Here is a 24,499-nt window from a genome sequence, read left to right on the forward strand (position 1 = left end):
CGCCCACCGGCGCGGTGCCCACCGCGCGGGGCGTGGCCCGGCGCGCGCTGCGCGGCTCCTGGCCGCTGGCGGCCGGCGCCGTGGTGCTGGCGGTGCTGGGCGCCGGCGTGCTGCTGGTCTCGGGCGGCGCCTGGGGCGTGACCAGCGCGTTCGCGCTGTGGGGCAGCGAGCTGGTGGGGGCGCTCGGCGGGCAGCCGGAGAACTGGAGCTTCTGGCAACAGCCGGGGAACGCCGACATGTTGGCCGGCTCGGTCCTCGCCGACAAGAACAGCCTGACCGACATCGGGATCATGGTGGGCGCCGCCGTGGCCGCCTCGCTCGGCGGCACCTGGGCGCTGCACCGGGGCGTGCCGTGGCGGACCGGCGTCGCCGCCGTGCTCGGCGGGGTGCTGATGGGCATCGGCGCGCGGCTGGCCGGCGGCTGCAACATCGGCGCCTACCTCGCGGGGATCGCCTCCGGCAGCCTGCACGGCTGGATCTGGGGCCTGACCGCGCTGTTGGGCACCTACGCCGGGCTGAGGCTGCGCCCGCTGTTCGGGCTGGCCAACCCCAAGCCCAGCGACGGCGTCTGCTGATCACACGGCGGCCCGGCCCCATGGCGGGGCCGGGCCGTTCCACCCCGGTGGGCGCGTCCTTCTCCGGGCGCGCGGCTCAGCGGACGATCGCCTGCGACTCCGACACCACGATGTCGTAGGTCGTCTCGAAGACCCCGCCGGGCAGCGGGTGCGGCCCGCCCGACTGGGAGCCGGTCCAACTGACCTCCCAGGTCAGGCTCGCGGTCAGGGTGAACGAACCGTCCCGGTGCGTGGAACGCTCGTACCGCACCCCGCAGGGCGGGTCCTCGCCCTCGTCGCCCCGGGTCCACGGCGCGCCGATCCGCCCGCCCTCGCTCACCGCGCACTCGCCGGAGGCGGGGAAGACCACGGCGTCCTCCGAACCCGGGTCGATGGTCAACGAGACCGGCTCGGCCGTGGTCTCCGCCCACACCCCGCTGATCGGCAACTCGGCCCGCACCGTGCGCGGTTCGAGGAGCGCCTCCTCCATCCAGATCCAGGTGGCGAGGTTGACCAGCTGCTCGCCGTCCGGGCTCAACTCGATCTCGGTGTCCGGGATGCCGATCTCGTCGTAGGCGTACTCGGCGAGCACCTCGTCGTCGATGGCCTCGGGCAGCGCGGGGACGTCCGTCGGGTCGCCCCAGAAGATGGGCTCGACGCAGTCGGTGCCGGCGCGGTACTCGTTCCGCCGGTTGGGGTTGATCACCCCGTGCCACCAGAGTCCCTCGTCGGCGATGTCGAGGTTGTAGTTGTCGTAACCGACGCCGCCGTAGACGCTGTTGAAGTTGACCGCCCAGTCGGCGGGGTTGTTGTCGCGGTAGATGTCGGTGAACGCCTGCGCCGGCGACCAGATGTTGAGCGCCCGGTTGGCGTGGCCGTCCAGGCTCTCGACGGCCGCCTCGAACTCCTCGGCGGTCATGAACGGTTCGTACCAGCAGACGGGCGGGGTCCACCCGGTGTCGATCGGCGCGAGGCTCCCGTCCCCCTCACCGCCGGTGTCCCCGGTGATCACCACCTCCGTCTGCGCCTCGGCGGTGAGCGTGTCCCCGTCCTGGCCACCCCCGTCGGTGCCGCTTCCCTCGTCGCCATGGCCCCCGCCCAGCGCCCGCGCCTCGGGCGCGAGCCCGGCGGAGGCCAGGAGAAGCGCCACGGTGGCGAGAACGACCGCCCGTGGTCTCCCGCCGGTCATCTCGCGCAGTCCTGCCGCTCAGTGTGGACGTTGGTGGTCACCCAAACTCCCCTGTCGTCCTTCTGAAGGTTCGTCGTGTAGTAGAGGTCCGGCTCCTCGGAGGCCTCGGTGGGCTCGCCGGTGTCGATGTCGACGGCGCTCGCCTCCGACTCGTCCGCGCAGTAGTTCAGGGTGGCGGCATCGCCGTCCACCGTCACCTCGGGCTCGACATAGCGAATGGTGCCCTCGATGGTGAGGTTGAACTCGGTGAAGCCCTCGATCCAGTACTGGGCATTGCTCAGGCCCTCGCCCTCACCGTGGTAGAAGAGCACATGATCGGCCGCCGGGTCCCGGTCCTGGGCGGCGGCGGCGAAGATCGAACGGAGCCGTTCCCGCCCGTCGTTGAGTACGGACTGCTCGCTCGGGTCGGCCGACTCCCAGCCCTCGAAGGTGAGTTCCAGGTTCTCCGGGAGGGTGATCTCCGGGCGGTCGGGGACCTCGTCCGTCGGGGCGTCGGTGGGGGTCTCCGGCTCCTCGGACGCGCCGCCCTCGTCCACGCCGGGGATGTCGTCGTTGCCGCCGTCGTCCGAGTCGTCGCCGCAGGCGGTCGTGGCGGTCAGCAGCAGCGCGGTGGCGGTCGCGGCGAGGAGAGCGGTGCGGAGGCGGCGCGTCACAGGAGTCCCCGTTTTCGGTGAATGAGAGGCGGTATCGGACAGACCCACCGCCACTGTACCGACGCGCGGTGACAGTGCCGGGTAACTCCGGGTGCTTGTTACCAACTTGCCGCGCCACACCGGGACGCGCGCCGGCGCGGGTCCGCGCTCGCCGCGCGCTGAGCGCTCAGCGGAACGGGGCGACCGGTCGCTTCACCATCGCCGCCGCGCCCCAGCTGTCGTCCTCGTGGGCGAGCGCGCTCAGCAACTCGCGCGGATACAGCAGCGGCATCCGGTCGCGCCATCCTTCCCGTGGCGGGGCCGCCTCCGGGGCGCGGCCTAGCTGGCCCGCACGATCAGGGTGCCGATGTGTCCGGGCGTCGGGGCGTCCAGTACCCGTGCCTCGACGCGGGTGAAGCCGGCGCGGCGCAGCAGGTTCCGCCACCCGCGTGGGGTGTGGCTGTAGCGGTAGGTGAACAGGGCGGGCCCAGCGAAGCCACCCTTGTACCTGCCCTGCGGGCCGTACGCTCCGGGAATGGCGGGAGGTTGGGAGAACGCGAACACGCCCCCGGGGGCGAGCCGCCGGGCGACGAGCGGGAACAGTCTGCTCGGGTCCGTGAACCAGGCGGCGCCGAAGACGGGGTACACCGCGTCGTAGGTGGCGCGGTCCCCGGCGAGGAAGTCGAGTACCTCGGCGCACTCGAATCGTGCTCCGGTCGCCCGCCACCGCTCACGCGCCTTGGCCATCATGACCGGGGACAGGTCGACTCCCGTCGCGTGCACGGCCCGCTCGGCGAGATGGGCCACCGCACGGCCGGTGCCGCAGCCGATCTCCAGCACGGAGCCCGGGGCGCCGAGGAACTCCGGGCCGTGGTCGCCGAGCGCGGGCCGAGCGGGTTGCTGTCGGCCGCGTGCCGCACCTCGGCGAGGTCCAGGCCGCGCAGCCCGACCAGGGTGGAGACCAGCCCGTCGGCGCCGGTGACGGTGGCGAGCGGACCGGTGTGGGTGCGGGTGGGCCCGGCGGTCCTGCCGGCGCCCGCGTCGCGCACCGGCAGCGCCCAGCCGCCAAAGCGCAGCGTCAACGGCCCGCCCACGGCGTCGGGTTGGGCGGCCCGTCCGGGACGGGCAGGCTCGACCCGCGCCAGCCGGACCTCGATGGCGCCGCGCAGCACGGAGGCCACGGTGATCCAGGGCCCGAGCCGGTAGTCGGTGTCGGGGCCGCCGAACGGGTCCCAGCGCTCGTCGGCCGGCCAGTGCGCCCCGCCGCGGGAGACGCCGACGCGGCCCCGGACGCTGACCCTGGTCAGCGGCCTGCGGTGGTCGGCGCGGCCGGCCGCGCCGACCAGGGTAACCGTGGAGTCCAGCGGCCCGCCGGTCGGGTCGGCCGGCATCTCGGGCGCGGTGTGGGTGGAGTAGGACAGCCGGGCGTAGGCCGGGTCGTCGGAGGCGGGGCGGGCCGGGTCGGCGTGATCGCTGCCGTGGTTGACGACCCGGACCACGCCGTCGGCCGCCGTGCCGGCGACCAGCCAGCCGGGCGCGTTGAGGGTTCCGGCGAAGTCGCCGCGTTCCACCGGGAGTTGGGTGTCGGGCGTGCGCGCCGCCGGTCAGCCCGTCGCTGTACCAGCCGTCGCCGGCGTACCACTGGTCGGTGAGCGCGATGGTCCGCTCCAGGTCGGCCGGGTCCCAGGGGCCGCCGACGGTGGCGTTGAACGCCTCGGTGACCGCCTGGAACCAGATCCAGTTGTTGCCCGGCATGGCGTCGCCGACCATCCGGCCGAGCCACTCGCTGAGCAACGCCCTGGTGCGGTCGGGCAGTTGGTCCCAGATCCAGGGGCGGGTCTCGTGCAGGGCGATGGCGAGGGAGGCGGCCTCCACCCTGGCCTGGCCGCGCTCTGCGAAGGTGGGCCAGCGTTCGGGGCCTGCGGGCTCGACGCCGGCCGCCGGGCCGCGCGCGTACCAGTCGGCGTGTCCGTGCGGGTCGTCGCCGCCGGCGCCGGCCCGCCGGAAGGCGGCCAGCAGAAAGGTGCGGGCGAAGCCCTCAAGCCCGTCGCTCCAGCGGCCGTTGGCGCTGGCCGGGCCCGGCGGGTGGATCAGCCCGTGGTGCGGCGTGGCGTGCGGGCGGACGGCCAACAGCAGCCGGTCGGCCGTGCGTTCCCAGTGGGCGCGGGTGGTGGTGGGGGCGGGCACGGGGGCGGGAAGGGGCACGGTCACGCGAGGTTCTCGCAGGACTCTTCGTACTCGGCGCGGATGGTGTCGCCGCCTCGCGGCGCCACTCGGCGAGGGTGTCCGACCAGGAGGAGCCCGGCGCGCGGCGGTGGACGTCGTGCCGCGCGGGCACCGCCTCCGGGCCACTCCGGCAGCGGGAGCGTCTGCGGCCCACCGGGTCCCTGGGTGTGCTCATACGTGCCCCTTCCTCGGCCGAGACGGAGGTCATGCAAATCCAACGGATTGATTAAGTCAACGCCTCGGGAGTGGAAAGCTCGGGTTTTCCCCGACGGTCGGGGCAACCATGCCCCAATGAAGCCGACAAAGCGGGCAGTTGCCGGGAGCGGGCCGGCACCGGGTGGCCAGTTAGTACTTTTACAGCGGGCGGGCGAAGGGTGTTGGATGGGGCCATGCGTGACCATCCCGAACTCCCGCTGACCGAGGCGGAACGCGCGGCCCTCCTCGCCTGGGCGGCCGAGCGCCCCGAGCGTGAGGTGCGCGCGCGGATCGTGCTGGACGCCGCCGACGGCGTCTCGGTCTCGGACAGCGCGCGGGCCCTGCGGATCTCCCGCCCCACCGTCACCTCCTGGCGCCGCCGCTACGCGGCGCAGGGGTTGGCCGGCCTCGAACACCGGCCGCGCAGCGGTCGGCCGCCGCGCATAGACGAGGCGGACGTGGTCGCGGCGACGCTCGCCGGGCCGCCGGCGCCGCGCCGCTCCTGGTCGGCCCGCGCACTCGCGGACCATCTGGGCATCTCCCACACGGCGTTGAGCGCGGTCTGGCGCCGCTGGGGCATCGACGGCGAGCGGCACTCCCCGTTGACCCTGCCCACCAACCCGCCGCTGACCTGCGAACAGCCGCTGTTGCTCGGGCTGTGGACGCACGCGGAGGCGGTGGCACTGGTGATCGCCGAGTCCCCGGCGGAGGCGCGCAGGGCCGGCCCGCCGGCGCCGGTCGCCGAGCGGATGGCGCGCAACGCCGCGCTCAGCGCCGAGCTGTCCCTCCCCCGGGTCAGCCCGGTGCGGTTCACCGCCGAGGGGCGCGCGGAGTTGACCGCGCTCCTCCACACGCTTTCGCAAGCCCCCCAACGCGGGGGCCCGCTGCGGGTGTTGCTCTGGGACCCGACCGGCGAGGTGGAGCCCGGGCCCCGGGTGGAGGACGAGACCTGGCATCTGGCCTCGGACGCCATGAGCTGGCCCGCCACGCTGAGCGCGATCTGCTCGTCGGAGCTGCTGCACGGCCCCGTGGCCGCGCGTCCCGTGCTCGACTCCCTGCTGGCGGCGCTGCGTTCGGACGGCACGCTCTGGCGCCGCCCCGACGAGGGCGTCGCCCCCGGGCCGCCGCCGCGCACCCCGCGCGCGTTCGACCAGCTGGCGTTGGGCTCGTTCAACGAGAAGCTGGTCATCGAGAGCATCAGGGAGGCCGGCGCGCTCTCCCGGGTGGAGATCGCTCAGCGCACCGGGCTGACCCCGCAGGCCGTCTCGCGGATCACGCGGAACCTGCTGACCAGCGAGTTCCTGGTGGAGGACGCCCACAGGCCGGCCGGCAAGGGCAAGCCGAGGGTGCCGCTGCGGCTGCGCGCCGACGCCTCGCACGCCGTCGGCATCCATCTGGACCCGGAGATGATCACCCAGGTCGTGGTCGACCTCTGCGGCGGGGTGGTCGCCAGGCGCCAGGTCTCGCTGCACGAGCGGAGCGACCCGGAGTGGGTGATCTCCCTGGTGACGCGGATGGCGAGCGAGGCCATCGAGGCGGCGCGCCCGGCCACCGACCCGCTGCTGGGCGTCGGGATCGCGGTGCCGGGGCCGTTGGACGCCGAGGCCGGGGTGGTCAAGGACCCGCCGCTCTTCGACGGTTGGGAGGACGTGCCGCTGCGCGAGGAGCTGTCCCGGCGGCTGGCGATGCCGGTCATCCTGGAGAAGGACGTCACGGCGGCGGCGATCGGCGAACGGTGGATAGGAGCCGCCGAGCGCGCCGGTGACTTCGTCTATCTCTATCTGGGCACCGGCGCCGGCTGCGGCGCGTTCCTCAACGGCGACGTGTACCGGGGACGCACCGGCAACGCCGGGGAGTTCGGCGAGCTGTGCGCGCTCAGCGTCAACCGGCTGACCGAGGAGGGCGGCCCGGCGATGGTGGAGGAGTGCGCGCCGATCCCGACCGTGGTGCGCCGCGCCGCCGAGGCCGGGCTTGTCTCGGCCGACGACCCCAGGGCCTACGAGTTGGCCTGCCGGGCGGCGTTCGCCGGGGACGCCAAGGCCGTGGAGATACTGCGCTCGGTGGCCCGGGTGGTGGCGCGTGGGGCGGTGGGCGTCACCGACCTGTTGGACACCGCGCTGCTGATCGTGGGCGGACCGGCCGTGCGGCCCGAGGTGGCTGAGATCTATCTCGCCGAGATCGACACGGCCGTCAACCGCTTCCCGGTGGCGCGCGCGGTGCGGCCGGTGCGGGTGGCGCACTCGCTGCTCAACGAGTCGGCCGCCGCCGTGGGCGCCGCCTCCAGCGTCTTCCACGCCGCGTTCGCGCCCCGGCTGCGCACCCATGTCAGCCCCCGGGGCGCACTCCGACCCCCCACTCTCGGAAACTAACTCTCTTTACAGTCGCGCGTCGGCGACCCGCCGCCCGCTCCCCGCATCACCCCACGCTGTCCAGGGAACCTCACGACGTGGTTCGGGGAACTGCCGTCCGGCGCGCGGGCCGCCGCCGGACGGGCGGTGACCGGCGGACGAGACGACGTTGACTAACTTCATCCATTGGCTTTTCATAACAGCCATGCATCGTGACCCCGTCCTCATCGAACGACGCCTGCACCGCGTGCTCACCCAGCGTCTGCTTCCCGCCGTGCACGCGCACGGTGTCCCGCTCGACGTCGGGGTGTGGCCCGTCGGCGGCGAGCCGGTGCCCGTGGCCGAGGGCCTCAGGGCCGAGTACGAGCCGGTCTCCGTCGGCCACCGCTGGGGCCCCGCGTGGTCCACCTGCTGGTTCCGGATCAGCGGCACCGTCCCGAAGGAGTGGGCGGGCCGCCGCGTCGAGGCCGTGCTCGACCTCGGCTTCGACGCCACCAAGGCCGGCTTCGCCGCCGAGGGCCTCGCCTACCGCGCCGACGGCACCCCCGTGAAGGCGCTCAACCCGCGCAACGCCTGGCTGACCGTCGCCGAGGAGGCCGTCGGCGGCGAGGAGTTCACCTACTACGTGGAGGCCGCCGCCAACCCCGTGATCCTGGACGACGGGCCCGGCGGCGTCCCGTTCCTGCCCACCCGCTCGGGCGACCGCGCGCCGTGGCTGACCGGCGAGGCGGCGGGCGCCGCCGGCGAGCCGATCTACCGGCTGGCCAGGGCCGACCTGGCCGTCTTCGACCGCACCGTCTGGGAGTTGGCCCAGGACCTCGACGTGCTCGGCGGCGTGCTGGCCGAGCTGCCCGAGGAGGACACCCGCCGCTGGCAGCTGCTGCGCGCCGTCGAGGCCGCGCTGGACGCCGTCGACCTGCACGACATCGCGGGCACCGCGCCGGCCGCGCGCGAGCTGCTGGCGCCCGCGCTCGCCGTGCCGGCGGGCGAGCGGGCACACCGGATCTCGGCCGTGGGCCACGCGCACATCGACACCGCCTGGCTGTGGCCGCTGCGCGAGACGGTCCGCAAGGTCGCCCGCACGGTCTCCAACGTGACCGCGCTCATGGACGAGCACCCGGAGTTCCAGTTCGTCATGTCCCAGGCCCAGCAGCTGGCCTGGCTCAGGGAGCACCGGCCCGAGGTCTACGCCCGCGCCCAGGAGAAGGCCCGCACCGGGCAGTTCCTCCCCACGGGCAGCCTGTGGGTGGAGCCGGACACCAACATCACCGGCGGCGAGTCCCTGGTGCGGCAGTTCGTCCACGGAAAGCGGTTCTACCTGGAGGAGTTCGGGGTCGAGACCGAGGAGATGTGGCTGCCCGACACCTTCGGGTACAACGCGGCCCTCCCCCAGCTGATGAAGCTGGCCGGGGTGCGCTGGTTCCTCACCCAGAAGATCTCCTGGAACACCACCAACGACTTCCCGCACCACACCTTCTGGTGGGAGGGCATCGACGGCACCCGGATCTTCAGCCACTTCCCGCCCGTCGATACCTACAACGCCGACCTGTCCGGCGCCGAGATCGCCCACAGCGAGCGGAACTTCCGCGACAAGGGCCTGGCCAACCGCTCGCTGGTGCCGTTCGGCTACGGCGACGGCGGGGGCGGCCCCACCCGGGAGATGCTGGGCCGCGCCGCGCGCCTGGGCGACCTGGCCGGCTCGGCCAGGGTCGCGATCGAGGGGCCGGCCGAGTTCTTCGCCAAGGCGCACGAGGAGTACGGCGAGCAGGCGCCGGTCTGGGTCGGCGAGCTGTATCTGGAGCTGCACCGGGGCACGCTGACCAGCCAGTTGGGCACCAAGCAGGGGAACCGCCGCAGCGAGCACCTGCTGCGGGAGGTCGAGCTGTGGTGCGCCACGGCGACGCTGCGCACCGGCGCGGCCTACCCGTACGAGGCGCTGGACCGGATCTGGAAGACGGTGCTCACCCACCAGTTCCACGACATCCTGCCGGGCTCCTCCATCGCCTGGGTCCACCAGGAGGCGGAGGAGACCTACGCCGAGGTCGTCGCCGAGCTGACGGAGCTGCTCGACGCGGCCCAGCGGGCGTTGGCCGGCGGCGGCGAGGGCGGCGGAACGGTCGTCTTCAACGCGGCCCCGCACGCGCGCGGCGGCGTGCCCGCGCTGGGCGCGGCCCCGGCCCCGGACGTCGAGCCGGCGCCGGCCAGGGCGGCGGCGGAGCGGGCCCCGTTCACCCTGGACAACGGGCTGCTGCGGGTCACCGTGGACGAACGCGGCCTGATCACCTCGATCTGGGACATCGCGGCGGAGCGGGAGGCCGTGGCGCCCGGCTCGGCGGCCAACCTGCTCCAGCTGCACCAGGACTTCCCCAACCAGTGGGACGCCTGGGACATCGACGCCTTCTACCGCAACGCCGTCACCGACCTCACCGAGGCGGACGAGGTCTCCGCCCTGCCGGACGGCGGGGTGCGGGTGGTGCGCACCGTGGGCGCCTCCCGGATCGAGCAGACCCTGACGCTGCCGGCGGGCGTGCGGCGGCTGGACGTCGACACCCGGGTGGACTGGCGGGAGCGCGAGAAGCTGCTCAAGGTCGCCTTCCCGGTGGACGTCCGGGCCGAACTGTCGCGGGGCGAGATCCCGTTCGGCCACACCCCGCGCCCCACCCACGCCAACACCAGCTGGGAGGCGGCGAAGTTCGAGTTCTGCGCGCACCGCTGGCTCCAGGTGGAGGAGCCGGGCTTCGGCGTGGCGCTGGTCAACGACTCCTCCTACGGCCACGAGGTCACCCGGGACGTGCGCGACGACGGCGGCTCGACCACCACGTTGCGGCTCACCCTGCTGCGCGCCGCCAGCTTCCCCGACCCGGAGGCCGACCTGGGCCAACACCGGCTGAGCTACGGGCTGGTGGTGAACGCCTCGCTGGGCGACGCGATCCGCGAGGGGTACCACTTCAACCTGCCGGAGCGCCGGGTGCCGGGCGACCGCGCGGTGGCGCCGCTGGTCACGGTGGACAACGAGGCGGTGGTGATCGAGGCGGTCAAGCTGGCCGACGACGGCTCGGGCGACCTGGTGGTGCGGCTCTACGAGTCGCTCGGCGGGCGGGCGACCGCCCGGCTGGGCTGCGACGTGCCGCTGGCCGGCGCCGTGGTGACCGACCTGTTGGAGCGGCCGTTGGCCGACGAACCGGCCCCGGATCTCGACCGGTTGCGGCTGCGCCCGTTCGAGATCCGCACCCTGCGGCTGACGCCGGCCGCCGGCTGAACCCGGGTACGGGTCCTGCTGTCGCGGCCGGCCCCGTGAACGCCGTGACGGCCGCCGAGAGCACCGTGGCAGCCGCCGAGAACGCCCCCGCCCACCGCCCGGAAGAGGGTCGGTGGGCGGGGGTTCGCGCAGGTGGGGCCGGGGCCGCGTTCCGGTCGGCCCGGGTCAGCCCCCGTGGCCGGGCTCGACGCAGGAGGTGGCGCCCGGGTCGCCGCCGTCGAGCCCGTCCGCCGGCGCGCCGACCAGCTCGCGCAGCGTCGCGCGCAGCGCCTCGGCGGCGGCCGGCTCGCAGCCGGCCAGCAGCCGCCGTTCGACGGCCGCCACCTCGGCCCGGGCGGCGGCGAGCACCCGGGTGCCCTCCTCGGTGACGGTCACGATCCTGGCCCGGCGGTCGGCGGGGTCCGGGCGCCGCGCGAGCAGCCCGGCGCGCTCCAACTCGTCGAGGATCTGGACGAGTTTGCTCTTGTCGACGGAGACGGCGCGGGCCAGCGCGAGCTGACTCCCGGCGGGGCTCTCGGCCACCGCCAGCAGCACCGTGTACCCCCAGTGACTCAACCCGTGGCGCGCCAGCGCCGGCACCTGCGCGCCGGCCAACGCCTGCTTCAACCGCGCGAACAGCCAGTGCAGGTCGTCGTGCGGCCGGGCCGGGGGAGCGCTCATGCCCAGGAGATTAGCAAAGCGGCAGACCATTCCGAACGGAGATGGTTTGTTTTCACAACCGTATTGAACTCAACTCGTTGTGGTCTACCCTGATCCGCGTCTCCATGAGGCGTTCCCAACGAACGGCCGAGAAGGGCGGGTTCACCGTGCAGACCGAACTCAACGACCGCGTGGTGCTGGTCAGCGGCGCCTCCAGCGGCATCGGCGCGGCGACCGCGCGCGCCTTCGGCGCCGAGGGCGCGCGGGTGGCGCTCACCTACCGCTCGGGCCGGGAGCGGGCCGAACGCGTCGCCGCCGAGGTGGAGGCCGCCGGCGGGCGAGCGTTGGCGGTTCCGCTGGACCTGACCGACCTGGACACCGTGGCCCGCGCCCACGCCGCCGTCGTCGAACGCTGGGGCGGCGTGGACGTGTTGGTGGCCAACGCGGTGCGCTGGGGCGGGAACGCGCCCGACCCGACGGTGCGCTTCGAGGACGTGCCGCTGGCCGAGTGGCGTGCCATGGTCGACGCCAACCTGATCGGCGCCGCCGCCCAGGTCCGTGAGGTGCTGCCGACGATGCGCGCCCGGGGCTGGGGGCGGATCGTCCTGGTGTCGTCGGGCGTGGCCGAGGAGGGTCTGCCGGGGCCGGGGCCCTATGGCACGGCGAAGGCCGGACTGCACGGCATGGCCAGGGCGTTGGCCTGGGAGGCGGGCCGGGACGGCATCCTGGTCAACGTCGTCGCGCCGGGGTTCACCCTGACCGACAGCCGGCCGCCGTTCCCGCGAACCCTGATCGACGGGCTGGCCGCCGGCACCCCGACCCGGCGGCTGTCGGACGCCTCCGACGTGGCCTCGCTGATCCTCTTTCTCGGCTCGGCCGCCAACGCGCATCTGACCGGGGAGTTGCTGCGCGAGGGCTCCTCGGCCGCCCGCGCGCACCATGTGGGGCCCTGACCGCCGGGGCGCTACCGTGTCCTGGCCCGCCCGACGGGCGGCGGACGACCGGCAGCGACCGAGGGGAGCGACGGGGTGACGGCGACGGCGGGTCCGGTGGCGGACGGCGCGGGGCCGGACGGTTCGGTGGCGGACGGCGCTGGCGCGAACGGCGCTGGCGCGCCCCGGATTCCCGAGGAGCCGCGGCGCCGGTGGCGGCTGGCCTCGCCCGAGCACCTGGGCGAGCCCCACTCCCCCACCTGGCGCGTCACCAGGGACGGCGCGCCGTTGGTGGTCAAGTGCCTCAGCACGGCGCACTCCCCCGACTGGCAGTACCCATGGGAGGTGGGCCTGGCGCTGCGGCGCCTGGGCTGGCCGACGCCGGAGCCGGTCGAGGAGCCCTGGGTGGACGGCGACGGCGCCTGGGCACTCTTCGCCTTCCTGCCGGGGCGGCCGGCCGAACGCCCGGAGCCGCCGGCGGAACAGCGGGCGCGCGGACGGCTGTTGGCCGAGTTCCACGCGGCCGGCGCGGAGACCGGGATCGCCCGGCGCCGCATCGGCTACCCGCCACTGGAGCGGATCGTGGCCGACCCCGAACTGGCGCGCCGGGTCGCGGCCCACGAGCGGCGCCGGCCGGACGAGGGCGCGCTGTTGCGCCGCCACCTCGACGCCGCCCGCGCGCACCTCGCGGAACTGGCGGACGTGGCGGTGCCGGTCGGCGTGGTGCACGGGGACTTCGCTCCCTGGAACCTGCTGCGCGAGGCCGGGCGCCTCACCGGGCTGCTCGACCTGGCGGGCGCCCACCGCAACCCGCTGGTCACCGACTTCGCCCTGGCCTGGCGCGGCCACCACGACGAGGTGCTGCGCGGGTACGAGGAGGTCCGCCCGCTCTCCGAGGCGGAGTGGCGGCTGCTGCTCCCGAGTTACTGGGCCTGGCTCTTCCTCGGGGTGCGTGACGCGCTGGCCGCCCACCAGGCGGCGGGCGGCGACGGCCCCTCGCCGCTCGCCTGGCAGCTGGGGCACCTGCGCCGGGTCTCGCCGCTGGCCGCCGAACGGTCCGGCCTCCGCTACCCGACCGCCGGCTGAGCCGGGCCGAGCCGGACCGAGCCGAGCCAGGCCGGGGACCCCGGCCGCATGTGCCGGTTCGGCCAAGCGGGTTCAGTGGCCCGAGCGGGTTCAGTGGCCCGAGCGGGTTCAGCGCAGCAGCAGCGAGCGCGGCTGGGCGGAGAGGGTCTGGTCCAGCACCAGGCAGGCCGCGCCGACCGCGCCGACGTCCTCGCCGACTCCGGTGCTGGTGACGGCCGTCGGGTGGATCTTCTTCACGAAGGGGGACCGCGCCACCATGTCGGGGATGATCCGCAGGAAACGTTCCTGGAGGTGCGGCCAGATCGGGCCGCCGAAGACGATCATCTCGGCGTCCACCAGGGTGGCCGCCGCGCACACACCCCGGCCGACCCGCACCGCCCAACGGTCGATGATGTCCCCGGCCTTGGCGCTGTCGTCGCCACCGCCGGGCGCCTCGGCGATCCGGCTCAGCTCCACCAGCCCGCGCTCGGCGTCCCTGGGCCCCGCCGGGGTGAACTCGTGGCCCAGCACGCCCAGTTGCATGGCCTCGTCCACCATCGCCCGGGTGGTGCAGGCGGCGCCGAGGCCGCCGACCTCGCCGGCGTTGCCGGAGACCCCGCGCAGCACGGTGTCCTCGACGACGAGGCCCATCCCGGAGCCGGTGCCCAGATAGAAAAAGAGAAAGTTGCCGGTGTCGGTCGCCGCACCCGCCCAGCGCTCCGCTATCGCGGCGGCGATGACGTCCTTGTCCAGCAGCACGGGCAGCCCGGTCTCCGCCGCCAGGTAGTCGCGCAGCGGCACCCGGCGCCAACCCTCCAACTCCGGCGGGTCGACGACCAGTCCGGCCGCCATGTCGACCGGCCCTGGAGCGGCGATGCCCAGGCCCAGGATGCGGTCCCTGGGAACGCCCGACTCGGTGACCAGCCGCCGGACGGAGGCGCTGATCCCGGCCAGGGTCTCGTCCGGGTCGGCCACCCGGGGCGTGGGGGTGCGCAGATGGGTCACCACCCGACCCAACAGGTCGAGCACCACATAGGTGATCACCGCCGGGTCGAGATGCACCCCGAGCGCGTAGCGCGCCTCGGGACTGACCTGGAGCAACGTCCGGGGCTTGCCGCTTCCTGTGCTCTTCTTGCCGGTCTCCCTGGCGAGCCCGTGGTCGAGCAGCCGGCGGCAGATGTTGGAGACGGTCTGCGCGGACAGCCCGGTGGCCTCGGCCAGTTCGACCCGGCTGAGACCCTCGGGGACCCGGCGGATCGCGTCCAGCACCACGGACTCGTTGAAGTCGCCCATCTTCGGCAGGTTGGTGCCGCGCCGGATCGTCAACTGCTGACTGCCCATGGCCAAGGTCCTCCAAGGCGGAACGTGGGGAGCGCGTCGGATGCCCCTGGTCGCCGGGGTTGACGCCCCGGTTCGGCTCTCCCGTCCCGCCCCGCCCCCGCGCCGTCGCCCCCAGCCGTGCGCGGGGTCAGGGACGGCCAGGCCGTCATGACCGTGTTGCCTACCAACCTACTCCGGGCCGCCGGAGGACTCGTTGCCCGGCCACCCGGGGGCATTCTAAATCAAGACGATGGACGATGGTGAGGGCTCCCCGCGCCGGAACTCCGCCCGCCCGTCCGCCGGTCAGCGCGCCGCGACACGGCACGGTGGCCGCGCCCCCGTTCCCGCGCGGCGGCCTCAGGGGCGCGCCACGCTGCCGTCCACCGCGCGCAGCAGCGCCCAGCGGTCGTGCCGGAGCGGCTCGGTCACCGGATACCGGGCGGCCGCCCGCTCGTCGAAGTCGACGCCGAGCCCCGGTCGTTCCGAGGGGCGCAGGCCCCCGCGCTCCGGCACCCGGGCGCCGGGGAAGACCTCCAGGGTCGCGTCGGTGAACCGCGCCGCCTCCTGGACGCCGAACGCCGGCGACGAGATGTCCAGCGCCACGTTGGCCGCCATCCCCACCGGGCTGACGTCGCCCGGGCCGTGGGGCGCGATGCGGACCCCGAACAGCTCGCAGACGGCGACCAGTTTTCGGGTCGGCGTCAGGCCGCCCAGGGTCGGGACCCTGATCCGGGCGAAGTCGATCGCCCGCTCCCGCAGCAGCGGCAGGTACTGCGCGGTGTCGTGGTACAGCTCGCCGACGGCCAACGGAACGGTGCCGGCGGCGCGCAGCCGGGGGAAGTGCGCGGCGTCCTCGGGGGCGAGCACGTCCTCCAGGAAGAACAGGCGGGCCGGCTCCACCTCGCGGACCAGGGTCAACGCCTCGGCCGGGGTGAGGCGTTCGTGCACGTCGTGGAGGAGTTCCACGTCGGGTCCCACCCGTTCGCGCACCGCGTTGAGCGCGGCGGGCACATGGCGCAGATAGGACAGGGAGTCCCAGGTGCCGGTGCGCGGCTGGCGCCGCTCGGCCTCGACCGGGTCGGCGGGTCCTGCCCCGTAGGTGTCGGAGCCGGGCACGGCTGTCTGCACCCGGACGTGGCGGTAGCCACGCGTGACGGCGGCGGCGACCCGCTCGGCGACCTCGTCGGGGTCGCGGCCGTCCACATGGGTGTAGGCGGCGGCGAACTCCCTGGTCCGGCCGCCGAGCAGCGCGTGCAGCGGGAGCCCGGCGACCTTGCCCTTGATGTCCCACAGGGCCACGTCCACGGCGGCCAGCGCGTTCTGCGCGATGGAACCGCCGCGCCAGTAGGCGCTGTTGAGGAGCAGCCGGTGGATGTCCTCGATGTCGGCGGTGTCCCGGCCGATCAGCAGCGGGCCGAGGTAGTCGTCGAGCACGGAGCGGATCGCGAGCGGGCGCTGGGGGTCGCTGGCGCAGCCGAGGCCGTGGAGTCCGGGTTGGTCGGTCTCGACGCGGACGATCACATAGGGGCAGCCCTGGGGGGCGCAGAGGAAGGTGCGGACGGCGGTGATCCGGGGGGAGTCGGGGGCCCCGGACCAGGGCGCGGGGGCGAGGAGTTCGGGGGCGGGGGCCTGGGGGTGCTCGGGTGATGCCATGGGGATCTCCGGAAGTCGGCCGCCGAGCTTGTTTCGGCGTGTGACGAGCGTTGACACCGTACATCAAGTCGATTTAGCTTCCGGGGCACACCGCTCCCCGCGGGTCGACTCCCGGGAAAGGATGGGCAGATGGGCGCTGTGGCCCTACGACGCCCCCGCCGCTTCACACGGCGCGGGAGAACTCTGGGTGGTGCCTTCGCGCTGACCACCGTGTTGGCCGCCTGTGGCGGTGGCGGCCAGGGCAGTGACGACCCGAACCAGCTGGAGATGTGGACCTTCAAGCAGTCCCACGTCGCCGGCCTTGAGGTCGCGGCGGAGATGTTCGAGGAGGAGACCGGCATCTCGGTGCGCGTCCAGGCGTTCACCCCGGACGACGCCTACAACACCAAGGTCGCCGCGTCCGCCAGGACCAACGACCTGCCCGACGTGCTGGAGGTGCACGCCAACGGCAGCGACTTCAGCTTCGGCGGAGCCGGCCTGCTGGAGGACCTCTCGGACGAGGTCACCGAGGAGTGGACCGCCCCGTTCCTGCCGACCGTGGCCCAGGAAGGCACGGTCACCCGGCAGTACTACGAGCAGTCGCTCGCCCCGGGGGCCGCCACGGTGGGCATCGAGGAGGGGCAGCGCTACAGCGTGCCGTTCACCGTCGGCACCTTCGGGATCGTCTACGCCAACAAGGAGCGCCTCGCCCAGGCCGGGTACACCGAACCTCCCACCACCTGGGAGGAGTTCATCGAGATGCTTGACGCGGTGGGACGGGAGTTCCCGGAGAACGGCGGCGTCACCATCGGGATGAAGGTGCCATCGACCGGACTGGAGTGGATGCTCCAGCCCATGGCGTACGGGCAGTTGGGGCCGGACGCCTATCCGGAGCTGTTCTCCGAGGACGAGTCGGCCAACTGGGCCTCCCCGGCCGGGGTGACCGCGCTGGAGACCTTCGGGCAGATCACGCCGTACTGGACCCCGGGCACCGGGATCATGGCCATCGACGAGGCGGACCTCTCCTTCGCCAACGGGGAGTCCTCGTTCGTGGTGGGCGGCACCTTCACCCTGGCCTTCCTCGCCGAGAACGGCTTCGACCCCGACAACATCCTCACCTTCCCCATACCGCCCCCGGAGCACGGGGCGATGGAACAGACGGACCTCAAGCCCTTCGCCCTGACCGGGCTCTCCGTGGTCAGGGAGGGCGGCAACCAGGAGGCGGCGCTGGAGTGGGTGCGCTTCCTGGCGCGGGACGACGTGGCGCGCGGCTTCGCCCAGCGGGCGCTGGACCTGCCGCCCAACGACCTGGGCGAGAACCCGGAGGAGGCCGTGGGGCCGCTGCTGGGCTCGATGGCCGCCTCGCTGGGCGAGAGCGAGGACGCCTACCACGCCGGGGACACCAGCTACAAGCCGAACGGCTACGACGGGGCCGATGTCGGTGCCGTGCTCGCCGAGTTCACGCCGCTGGAGCGCGCGGACGCCGAGGACACCGGCCGTGCCCTGGCTCGGCTCATCAACTCCTACTGGGCGGAGTCACGGCGATGAGCGGCGAGACTATCGCGTCGGACGCGAGACGACCGAGCGAACCTGGGCCCTCCGCCGGCGGCGGGCCACGCGGAACGCGGCGGCGCCCGGCCGCGCCGGAGCGGGCCGAACGCGCCTCCCGGCGGGCACGGCTGCGGGAGGCGGCCTGGGGCTACGCCTTCGTGGGGCCGGCGCTGGTGCTCTTCGGCGTCATGGGTGTCTACACCATCGTCTACGGCTTCCTGTTGAGCTTCGCCGAGTGGAACGGATTCTGGCCGCAGTGGAACTGGGTCGGCCTGGACAACTACGCCGACCTGCTCTGGCGCAGCCCGGTGCACGCGCCGGCCGTCCGGGAGGCGGGCGTCAACACCCTGTGGGTGATGATCGCCGTGCCACTGCTGACGGTGGCCATCAGTTTCCCGCTGGCCGTGATCCTCAACTCCGCCCGGCGCATGAGCGGGCTGCTGCGCTCGGTCTACTTCCTCCCGTATGTCACGACCGGCATCGCCGTCTACTTCGCCTGGCAGTACATCCTGGAGCCCAACGGCGCCATCAATCTGCTGCTGCGCAGCGTGGGCCTCGGTTCCCTGGAGCAGCCCCAGGGCTTCCTGGGTAACCCCGACACCGCGCTGCCGACCATGATCGTGGTGATGGTCTGGTCGTCCGTGCCGGTGGCGATGCTGCTCTATCTCACCGGGCTCCAAGCCCTGGACAACTCCCTCCTGGAGGCCGCCCAACTGGACGGCGCAGGCTGGTGGCGCACCCAACTGAGCGTGGTCTGGCCGCTGTTGCGGCCGATCACGGCGGTGATCGTGCTGTTGAACCTGCGGGACTCCCTCCAAGGCTTCCAGGTCTTCCTGATCATGACCAACGGCGGTCCCGGCAACAGCACCAACGTGCTGGGGCTGGAGACCTATCGACTCGCCTTCCTCTCGGAACTGGCTCCCACCCTCGGGCTCGCCAGCGCCCTGGGCTGGCTGCTGTTCCTGGCGGCCCTGGTCGTCGCCATCGTCAACCAACGCGCGCTGCGCAGAGTCGGTTGATCCCCGTGCGGGCGGCCGGGAGTTTCCAGGCAAGGAGATTGCGATGAGCGACACCGTGCGGACCGTACCCCTGCGGGGGCGGGCGGGCGCGAGCAGCGGCGCTACGCCCCGGGGGCGGCGACCGGGCGGCCGGCCGGCCACCGGGACCGTGGTGGCCAGGACGGTGATCGGCCTGCTTCTGGCCGCCTACGCGGCGATCAGTCTCTACCCCTTTCTGTGGATGGTCTCGGCGGCCTTCAAGGACAACCAGGAAGTGGTCTCGGGCGGTCATCTGCTCCCCAGGTCGCCCACGCTCCAGACGCTGGCGGACACCTGGAACAAGCTCAACTTCTTCGACTACTTCCTCAACAGCCTCAAGGTCACGGTCCTGACCACGGTGTTGGTGGTGGTCATCTACGCGGCTGCCTCCTACGCCTTCGCCGTGCTGCGCTTTCCCGGCCGAACCGCGCTCTACCGGCTGTTCCTGGTGCTGTTGTTCGTGCCGGGCGTGGTGACCCTGCTGCCGATCGTGCTGCTGGAGCACGAGCTGGACATCCTGGGCACGCACTGGGGTCTGGTGCTGCCCTTCGTCAACGGCAGCGCGCCCCTGGCGGTGCTCCTGCTGACCAACTCGTTCTCCTCGATCCCCGGGGAGCTGCGCGAGTCGGCCCGGGTGGACGGCGCGGGCGAGCCGCGCATCTTCGCCACCATCTATCTGCCGCTGGCCCGGCCGGCGTTGATCACCATCGCGCTGCTCACGGCCATTCCGACCTGGAACGAGTACCAGCTGACCCGGGTCTCCCTCAACGACCCGGACACCTACACGCTGCCCATCGCCCTCCAGGCGATGCGGTCCGAGAACGTGGTCCAGTACAACTCGCTGATGGCCGCCGCGCTGATCATGGTCGTGCCCGTGGTGATCCTCTTCTTCAGCGCCCAGCGGTACTTCGTCAACGGGCTGATGGGGGCGGTGAAGGGCTGACGCACTCCCCTCCCACGCCACGCCGGCGCCGCCCGAACTCCCCCACGCATGGGCCCTCGGACCGTGCGAACCCCCTTCGGAAGGAACCCTGTTGAGGTGTGACGGCCGTTCTCGGCACCACCGGGTGGAGCCCGACGAAAGGAAACCGGTATGAGCACGGGCACGGCAGGCGGTGGCGCGCGGGGGGCGCCGCTCGGCCCCGGTGACACGGTGCTGGTCACCGGTGCCGCCGGCGGGATCGGCCGCCGGGTGGTCGGCGCCTGCGCCCACGCCGGACTGCGGGTGGTGGCCGTCGACCGGTTGCCGTTCGAGGACGACCGGATCGCGCGCTGCCTGGTGGGCGACATCAGGGACCGGGAGTTCGTCGCCTCCTGCCTCGCCGGGGAGGAGGGCGGCGTCGCCGGCGTGGCCCATCTCGCGGCCATCCCCGCGCCCGGGCGGCACCCCGAGGAGGAGATCCTCGACACCAACGTCCTGGGCAGTTATGTCGTCTGCCAGGAGATGGGACGGTCGGGAGCCCGACGGCTGGTGCTGGCCTCCAGCGTCTCGGCGTTCGGCCTGGCGTGGGCCGACCGCGACCTCTCGCCCCACTACGCGCCGGTGGACGAGGAGCATCCGACGCTCGCCGTCGACTCCTACGGGCTCTCCAAGGTCCTCGCCGAGGAGGTGGCCGCCTTCACCACCCGCCGCTGGGGGCTGCCAACGGTCGCCCTGCGCTTCCCCTTCGTGGGCTCCGGCGAGCGGCTCACCCGACAACTCGCCCAGGTCCACGAGGACCCCGGTGGCCACCGCCGCGACCTGTGGGGCTGGCTGGACACCGGGGACGCGGCGGACGCCGTCCTCGCGGCGCTGACCGCGCCCCTGACCGGACACCATGTGATCACCGTGAGCGCGCCCGACACCTCGGCCCTCCAGCCCACCGGGGAACTGCTGCGCGCCCACCACCCGGACACCCCCGTCACCGGCGAACTCGGCGGCCACAGCGCCGTGTTCGACACCTCCAGGGCCCGAGAGCTTCTCGGGTTCGTGCCGCGCCACCGCTGGCGCGGCGAGCCACCGCCCCAGGGTGGCTGAACAGCGAGGCCCGCCCCAGGGGCCATCCCCACACCGTCCCTCGAAAGGACCCCCACGATGGCAGTCTCCCGCCGCACCTTCGTGACCACGGCGCTCGCGCTCCCCGCCGCAGGCGCCGTGTTCGGCGCCGCCTACGCCCAGGCCGACCCCACCGACACCCCGAAGCCCCGCACCAGCGGGCCGCGCGCCAGCGAACCCGGCGACGTGGTCGGCAAGATCACCACCGGCTACCAGGGCTGGTTCGCCGCCGCCGGCGACGGGTCCCCCATCGACGCCTGGTGGCACTGGGCGCCGGACATGGGGCGCACCCCCTCCCCCAGCAACAACGGCATCATCAGCTGGCCCGACATGCGGGACTACGACCGCACCTACCAGACGGACTTCCCTGCCCTGGGCAACGGCCAGCCCGCCACGCTCTTCTCCTCCCACGACGACCAGACCGTGGACACCCACTTCCGCTGGATGGCGGAGAACGCCATCCACACCGCCGCTCTCCAACGCTTCAACCCCAACGGGCACGAGGGGCCGATCCGCGACGCGATGACCGAGAAGGTCAGGCTCGCCGCCGAGGCGCACGGGGTGAAGTTCTACGTGATGTACGACATCACGGACTGGTTGGCCATGCGGGAGGAGATCAAGGTCGACTGGACGGAGAAGATGTCGGCCTACGCCGCGTCCAGCGCCTACGCCATCCAGAACGGCAAGCCGGTGGTGGGCATCTGGGGCCCCGGATTCGCCGACGAGAAGCGCCCGTTCACCCCGGAGGAGTGTCTGGACGTCATCCGCTGGTTCCAGGACCAGGGGTGCTACGTGATGGGCGGGGTGCCCACGCACTGGCGCACCGGGGACCGCGACTCCCGGCCCGGCTTCGAGGAGGTCTACCACGCGGTGGACATGCTGTCCCCGTGGATGGTCGGACGGCTGGGTACCGTCCAGGAGCTGGACGCCTTCTACGAGTCCAACCTCGTCCCCGACCAGGCCGAGTGTGACGCCTCGGGGATCGACTACCAGCCGTGTGTGATGCCCGGCAACCTCCAGGAGGGGCACCGGGCGCACGGCGACTTCATGTGGCGGATGTTCTACAACACCATCCGCGCCGGCGCGCAGGGCCTCTACATCTCGATGTTCGACGAGTACAACGAGGGGAACCAGATAGCCAAGACCGCCGAGACGAGCGCCGACGTGCCGGCGGGCACGGACTTCCGCGCCCTGGACGAGGACGGCACCCCGTGCTCGGCCGACTACTACCTCCGGCTGACCGGAGACGGAGGACGAATGCTGGCCGGAGAGATCGAACTCACCGAGACCCGTCCCACGTCCCCCACGCTCTGATCCGCCACCCGCTCCCGAGCCCCCGGGCGGCCCTTTACCTGCCGGAAGGGCCGCCCGGGCCCCGGCCGAACCGACGGCGGAGCCGGGCGAAGGCCAGATCAGCGGCGCGGCCAGCAGCAGGCCCAGCGCCACCAGCCACCCCGCCCACCGCACGTCCCTCCGGAGCCGCTCGACGCCCTCCCGCCGCCCGGGCGACGGGGGCGTCTCCGCCAAGCCCGCGTGGGGCGCGGGACGTTGACGCGGGGACCGGTGACCGCTCAGCCCATGCCGTTGAAGGTGAAGCCGAGGATCTCCCCCGACTCCAGGTCCATCGACGCGTGCCAGAAGCAGGAGCCGCCGTCCATGACCTCCACCCAGCGGGACTCCCACTCCGGGAAGCCGTCCGGATCGCAGATGCCCTGCACGATCAACCGGCGTTCGGTGTCGGCGGCCAGCTCCGTGTACTGGCGGACATAGGTCCCGTCGAGCTGGACCGTCTCCGGCTCGTCCGGCACTCCCGTGAACTCCTGCGTTGGCGGCAGGGCCTCCTCGAACCGCTCCACATCCGCCCGCTCCGGTACCCGGGGCTCCGCGTCCGCCTCCGTGCCGTCGCGCAGCGTGAACGAGTCCAGGCCCGCAGAGGCCAGCAGCGCGCCGCGCCAACCGTCGCCCTCGACGATGCCGCCCGAACTCTCCTCGCCCCCGCACGAGGTCAACACCATCGCGGCGGCCACGCCGGCGGGCAGGAGCACTGCTTCTCTGATCCTCATGCCAGAGGGACGGGGCGATCCCCCTCCCGGTTCCCCCGGTCACGACGCCGGCGCCTGGGGTGCGGGCACGGCCCGCTCGGCGGCTCGGCTGACCTCCTCCCAGGCCGCCCAGGTGTCCATGCGCCGCCGGGAGATCTCGAAGGCCAGGTCGTAGACCATGCTGCCCAACAGCAGGTGTGACGGCGGGTCCTCGGCCTCCACCAGGGCGAGCAGGGCACGGGCCGCCAGATCGGGCGGGCTGTCCACCGAGCCCTCGGCGAACCGACGCTCCAACTCCGCGCGCAGCGGCGCGTACTGCGGCTGGGGATCGGTGGTGACCAGGCCGGTGGTGTAGAGATCGGTCCAGTAGCCGCCGGGCTCCACAATGGTGAGCTTGACCCCGAACTCGGCGACCTCCGCCGCCAGGGCCTCGCTCATCCCCTCGAGGGCCGACTTGCTCGCGCTGTAGATGCCGGTGAGGGGATGGCCGGCCAGAGCGCCGACGCTGGAGATCTGGACGATGTGGCCCGAGCCCTGCTCGCGCAGGGTGGGCAGCACGGCCTGGCTCACCCACAGCGCCCCGAAGAAGTTGACCTCGAACTGGGCGCGGGCCTGTTCCTCGGTGAACTCCTCGACCATGCCCATGGTGAGGAAGCCGGCGTTGTTCACCACGACGTCGAGCCGCCCGAAGCGAGCGACCGCCTCGGCGACCGCGGCGAAGACGGCGGTGCGGTCGGTGACGTCGAGTGAGAACGACAGCAGCCGATCCCGGTGGGCGGCGGCCAGGTCGTCCATCGAGCCCACCGTGCGGGAGATGGCGACCACCCGGTCGCCGGAGGCGAGCGCCGCCTCGGCGAAGGCACGGCCGAGCCCTCGGCTGGCCCCCGTGATCAGCCAGACCCTCCCCTCGCGTTGGGCCCTGACACGGGCGGCGACGGTGAGATGGGAGGGCGTGGCCGCACCGGTGGGCGCGGCGTCGTCCGAAGCGGCCGACGGGAAGGACGCGGCGGATGCGGTGGTCATGGGGGTCCCTTCGACGGAGGTCGAGACGAGACGGTGCGTCTCGACTCGTGACGAGACCCTACACACACCCCACACGAAAAACAAGACGGTGCGTCTCGTCTCGTCATGAGGTACGCTGCGCGCATGACGCCATCACGCAGAGCACCCGACAACGCACGACGCAACGAGTCCACCCGCCAGGCGATCCTCAACGCCGCGCTGGAGCTGGTGAGCGAGGTCGGCTACGCCAAGCTGAGCGTCGAGGGAATAGCGGCCAGAGCCGGCGCCGGCAAGCAGACGATCTATCGCTGGTGGCCCTCGAAGGGAGCGGTGCTGTTCGACGCCCTGCTCGCGCTCTCCGGCGGTCAGGAGGGCGAGACCGGCGAGCTTCCCGACACGGGAGATCTGGAGGCGGATCTGCGGGCCGTACTCCGCGCCACGGCCGACGAGTTGAACGATCCACGCTACAGCGAGCCGATGCGCGCCCTGACGGTCGAGGTCCTGGTCGACCCGGATCTCGCCGCCGACTACCAACAGCGCCTTGAGGAGCCGGTCCGCGAGATGAAGCGCCGCCGGCTCCGCAGCGCCCAGGAGGCCGGTCAGCTCTCCCCCGGACTGGACCTCGACGTGGCCGTCGAGATGATCTGGGGGCCGGTGCGCAGCCGCTGGCTCCATCGGGACGGACCGCTCACCGAGGAGTATGTGGACGTGGTGGTGCGCACGGCCCTTCAGGGCCTCCGCGCCCCCGACACCCCCGAGGAGGCCCTGGGCGACCAGGCCGCCGGGCGCGTCGACTCACGGGGAGGTGACGGGGGATGAGGGTCGGGAGGCCGACGGGCGG

18 protein-coding genes and 2 pseudogenes are annotated in these 24,499 nt (G+C 73.1%); 11 read left to right on the forward strand and 9 right to left on the reverse strand.

Features of this window, described 5'->3' with window-relative positions:
• The coding region (locus EBN88_RS10080) for a YeeE/YedE thiosulfate transporter family protein (RefSeq protein ID WP_158621343.1) at positions 1-575 on the forward strand (575 nt) is incomplete at its 5' end.
• Positions 576-651: 76 nt separating this feature from the next.
• Here EBN88_RS10080 and EBN88_RS10085 read toward each other — a convergent pair.
• The 4 genes and pseudogenes from EBN88_RS10085 to EBN88_RS31180 all read right to left on the reverse strand — a co-directional run.
• A complete protein-coding gene (locus EBN88_RS10085) occupies positions 652-1,743 on the reverse strand; it encodes a hypothetical protein (RefSeq protein WP_122183474.1) in 1,092 nt (363 codons plus the stop codon).
• Positions 1,740-2,396 carry a hypothetical protein gene (locus EBN88_RS10090; protein ID WP_122183475.1) on the reverse strand — a complete coding sequence of 219 codons (657 nt, stop codon included), beginning with the start codon at positions 2,394-2,396 and terminating at the stop codon, positions 1,740-1,742. Before EBN88_RS10090 ends, EBN88_RS10085 begins: the two co-directional genes overlap by 4 nt.
• Before the next feature lie 318 nt (positions 2,397-2,714).
• Positions 2,715-3,245, reverse strand: a pseudogene (locus EBN88_RS31705) (class I SAM-dependent DNA methyltransferase); the annotation flags it as partial.
• Between the two features lie 795 nt (positions 3,246-4,040).
• A pseudogene (locus tag EBN88_RS31180) lies at positions 4,041-4,727 on the reverse strand (DUF2264 domain-containing protein); the annotation flags it as partial.
• Between the two features lie 263 nt (positions 4,728-4,990).
• Between EBN88_RS31180 and EBN88_RS10100 the strand changes: the two are divergent.
• Together EBN88_RS10100 and EBN88_RS10105 are read left to right on the forward strand one after the other, a co-directional pair.
• Positions 4,991-7,165 (forward strand): ROK family protein, encoded by a 2,175-nt coding sequence (locus tag EBN88_RS10100; RefSeq protein ID WP_122183476.1) that lies wholly within the window; start codon positions 4,991-4,993, stop codon positions 7,163-7,165.
• A gap of 184 nt (positions 7,166-7,349) precedes the next feature.
• A complete protein-coding gene (locus EBN88_RS10105) occupies positions 7,350-10,403 on the forward strand; it encodes an alpha-mannosidase (protein ID WP_122183477.1) in 3,054 nt (1,017 codons plus the stop codon).
• A gap of 165 nt (positions 10,404-10,568) precedes the next feature.
• Here EBN88_RS10105 and EBN88_RS10110 read toward each other — a convergent pair whose 3' ends face one another.
• On the reverse strand, positions 10,569-11,063 hold the full coding sequence (locus EBN88_RS10110; protein WP_122183478.1) for a MarR family winged helix-turn-helix transcriptional regulator: 495 nt from the start codon (positions 11,061-11,063) through the stop codon (positions 10,569-10,571).
• A 104-nt stretch (positions 11,064-11,167) separates the two neighbouring features.
• Between EBN88_RS10110 and EBN88_RS10115 the strand changes: the two genes are divergently transcribed.
• Both EBN88_RS10115 and EBN88_RS10120 read left to right on the forward strand, forming a co-directional pair.
• On the forward strand, positions 11,168-11,995 hold the full coding sequence (locus EBN88_RS10115) for an SDR family NAD(P)-dependent oxidoreductase (RefSeq protein ID WP_122183479.1): 828 nt from the start codon (positions 11,168-11,170) through the stop codon (positions 11,993-11,995).
• A 75-nt stretch (positions 11,996-12,070) separates the two neighbouring features.
• The gene (locus EBN88_RS10120; RefSeq protein ID WP_158621344.1) at positions 12,071-13,060 is read left to right on the forward strand and encodes a phosphotransferase enzyme family protein; all 990 of its coding nucleotides are present in this window, start codon (positions 12,071-12,073) and stop codon (positions 13,058-13,060) included.
• Between the two features lie 108 nt (positions 13,061-13,168).
• Here the strand turns inward: EBN88_RS10120 and EBN88_RS10125 are convergent, their stop codons facing one another.
• Positions 13,169-14,380 carry an ROK family transcriptional regulator gene (locus EBN88_RS10125; RefSeq protein WP_233580574.1) on the reverse strand — a complete coding sequence of 404 codons (1,212 nt, stop codon included), beginning with the start codon at positions 14,378-14,380 and terminating at the stop codon, positions 13,169-13,171.
• Positions 14,381-14,716: 336 nt separating this feature from the next.
• Positions 14,717-16,012, reverse strand: coding sequence for an enolase C-terminal domain-like protein (locus tag EBN88_RS10130; protein WP_122183481.1), 1,296 nt, complete (start codon positions 16,010-16,012; stop codon positions 14,717-14,719).
• A gap of 129 nt (positions 16,013-16,141) precedes the next feature.
• On the opposite strand from EBN88_RS10130, the gene EBN88_RS10135 reads away from it, so the two are divergent.
• The 5 genes from EBN88_RS10135 (at position 16,142) to EBN88_RS10155 (ending at position 21,928) form a co-directional block, all read left to right on the forward strand.
• Positions 16,142-17,539, forward strand: coding sequence for an ABC transporter substrate-binding protein (locus tag EBN88_RS10135; RefSeq protein ID WP_233580575.1), 1,398 nt, complete (start codon positions 16,142-16,144; stop codon positions 17,537-17,539).
• Positions 17,536-18,561: a carbohydrate ABC transporter permease gene (locus EBN88_RS10140; protein ID WP_122183482.1), complete on the forward strand. Its 1,026-nt coding sequence runs from the start codon at positions 17,536-17,538 to the stop codon at positions 18,559-18,561. Before EBN88_RS10135 ends, EBN88_RS10140 begins: the two co-directional genes overlap by 4 nt.
• A gap of 43 nt (positions 18,562-18,604) precedes the next feature.
• Complete coding sequence (locus tag EBN88_RS10145) at positions 18,605-19,522, forward strand: carbohydrate ABC transporter permease (RefSeq protein WP_122183483.1); 918 nt, start codon at positions 18,605-18,607, stop codon at positions 19,520-19,522.
• A 150-nt stretch (positions 19,523-19,672) separates the two neighbouring features.
• A complete protein-coding gene (locus EBN88_RS10150) occupies positions 19,673-20,596 on the forward strand; it encodes an NAD-dependent epimerase/dehydratase family protein (RefSeq protein ID WP_122183484.1) in 924 nt (307 codons plus the stop codon).
• A gap of 57 nt (positions 20,597-20,653) precedes the next feature.
• Positions 20,654-21,928 (forward strand): glycoside hydrolase family 71/99-like protein, encoded by a 1,275-nt coding sequence (locus tag EBN88_RS10155; RefSeq protein WP_122183485.1) that lies wholly within the window; start codon positions 20,654-20,656, stop codon positions 21,926-21,928.
• A gap of 257 nt (positions 21,929-22,185) precedes the next feature.
• Here EBN88_RS10155 and EBN88_RS10160 read toward each other — a convergent pair whose 3' ends face one another.
• Complete coding sequence (locus EBN88_RS10160) at positions 22,186-22,659, reverse strand: hypothetical protein (RefSeq protein ID WP_122183486.1); 474 nt, start codon at positions 22,657-22,659, stop codon at positions 22,186-22,188.
• 57 nt (positions 22,660-22,716) lie between these two features.
• Positions 22,717-23,679 carry an SDR family NAD(P)-dependent oxidoreductase gene (locus EBN88_RS10165; RefSeq protein WP_122183487.1) on the reverse strand — a complete coding sequence of 321 codons (963 nt, stop codon included), beginning with the start codon at positions 23,677-23,679 and terminating at the stop codon, positions 22,717-22,719.
• Positions 23,680-23,802: 123 nt separating this feature from the next.
• Here EBN88_RS10165 and EBN88_RS10170 point away from each other — a divergent pair, with 123 nt between their 5' ends.
• Positions 23,803-24,477: a TetR/AcrR family transcriptional regulator gene (locus EBN88_RS10170; RefSeq protein WP_122183488.1), complete on the forward strand. Its 675-nt coding sequence runs from the start codon at positions 23,803-23,805 to the stop codon at positions 24,475-24,477.
• Positions 24,478-24,499 lie beyond the last annotated feature (22 nt).

Origin of the sequence: Streptomyces triticirhizae (assembly GCF_003696235.1) — a bacterium.
In the GTDB taxonomy this organism is placed as follows: Bacteria; Actinomycetota; Actinomycetes; order Streptomycetales; family Streptomycetaceae; genus Streptomyces; species Streptomyces triticirhizae.

Excerpts from the sequence above, each read along its gene's own strand:
- EBN88_RS10085 (WP_122183474.1), bottom strand. The coding sequence starts at position 1,743 with ATGACCGGCGGGAGACCACGGGCGGTCGTTCTCGCCACCGTGGCGCTT.
- EBN88_RS10100 (WP_122183476.1), top strand. The coding sequence starts at position 4,991 with ATGCGTGACCATCCCGAACTCCCGCTGACCGAGGCGGAACGCGCGGCC.
- EBN88_RS10105 (WP_122183477.1), top strand. The coding sequence starts at position 7,350 with ATGCATCGTGACCCCGTCCTCATCGAACGACGCCTGCACCGCGTGCTC.
- EBN88_RS10110 (WP_122183478.1), bottom strand. The coding sequence starts at position 11,063 with ATGAGCGCTCCCCCGGCCCGGCCGCACGACGACCTGCACTGGCTGTTC.
- EBN88_RS10115 (WP_122183479.1), top strand. The coding sequence starts at position 11,168 with ATGAGGCGTTCCCAACGAACGGCCGAGAAGGGCGGGTTCACCGTGCAG.
- EBN88_RS10125 (WP_233580574.1), bottom strand. The coding sequence starts at position 14,380 with ATGGGCAGTCAGCAGTTGACGATCCGGCGCGGCACCAACCTGCCGAAG.
- EBN88_RS10130 (WP_122183481.1), bottom strand. The coding sequence starts at position 16,012 with ATGGCATCACCCGAGCACCCCCAGGCCCCCGCCCCCGAACTCCTCGCC.
- EBN88_RS10135 (WP_233580575.1), top strand. The coding sequence starts at position 16,142 with ATGGGCGCTGTGGCCCTACGACGCCCCCGCCGCTTCACACGGCGCGGG.
- EBN88_RS10140 (WP_122183482.1), top strand. The coding sequence starts at position 17,536 with ATGAGCGGCGAGACTATCGCGTCGGACGCGAGACGACCGAGCGAACCT.
- EBN88_RS10145 (WP_122183483.1), top strand. The coding sequence starts at position 18,605 with ATGAGCGACACCGTGCGGACCGTACCCCTGCGGGGGCGGGCGGGCGCG.
- EBN88_RS10150 (WP_122183484.1), top strand. The coding sequence starts at position 19,673 with ATGAGCACGGGCACGGCAGGCGGTGGCGCGCGGGGGGCGCCGCTCGGC.
- EBN88_RS10155 (WP_122183485.1), top strand. The coding sequence starts at position 20,654 with ATGGCAGTCTCCCGCCGCACCTTCGTGACCACGGCGCTCGCGCTCCCC.
- EBN88_RS10165 (WP_122183487.1), bottom strand. The coding sequence starts at position 23,679 with ATGACCACCGCATCCGCCGCGTCCTTCCCGTCGGCCGCTTCGGACGAC.
- EBN88_RS10170 (WP_122183488.1), top strand. The coding sequence starts at position 23,803 with ATGACGCCATCACGCAGAGCACCCGACAACGCACGACGCAACGAGTCC.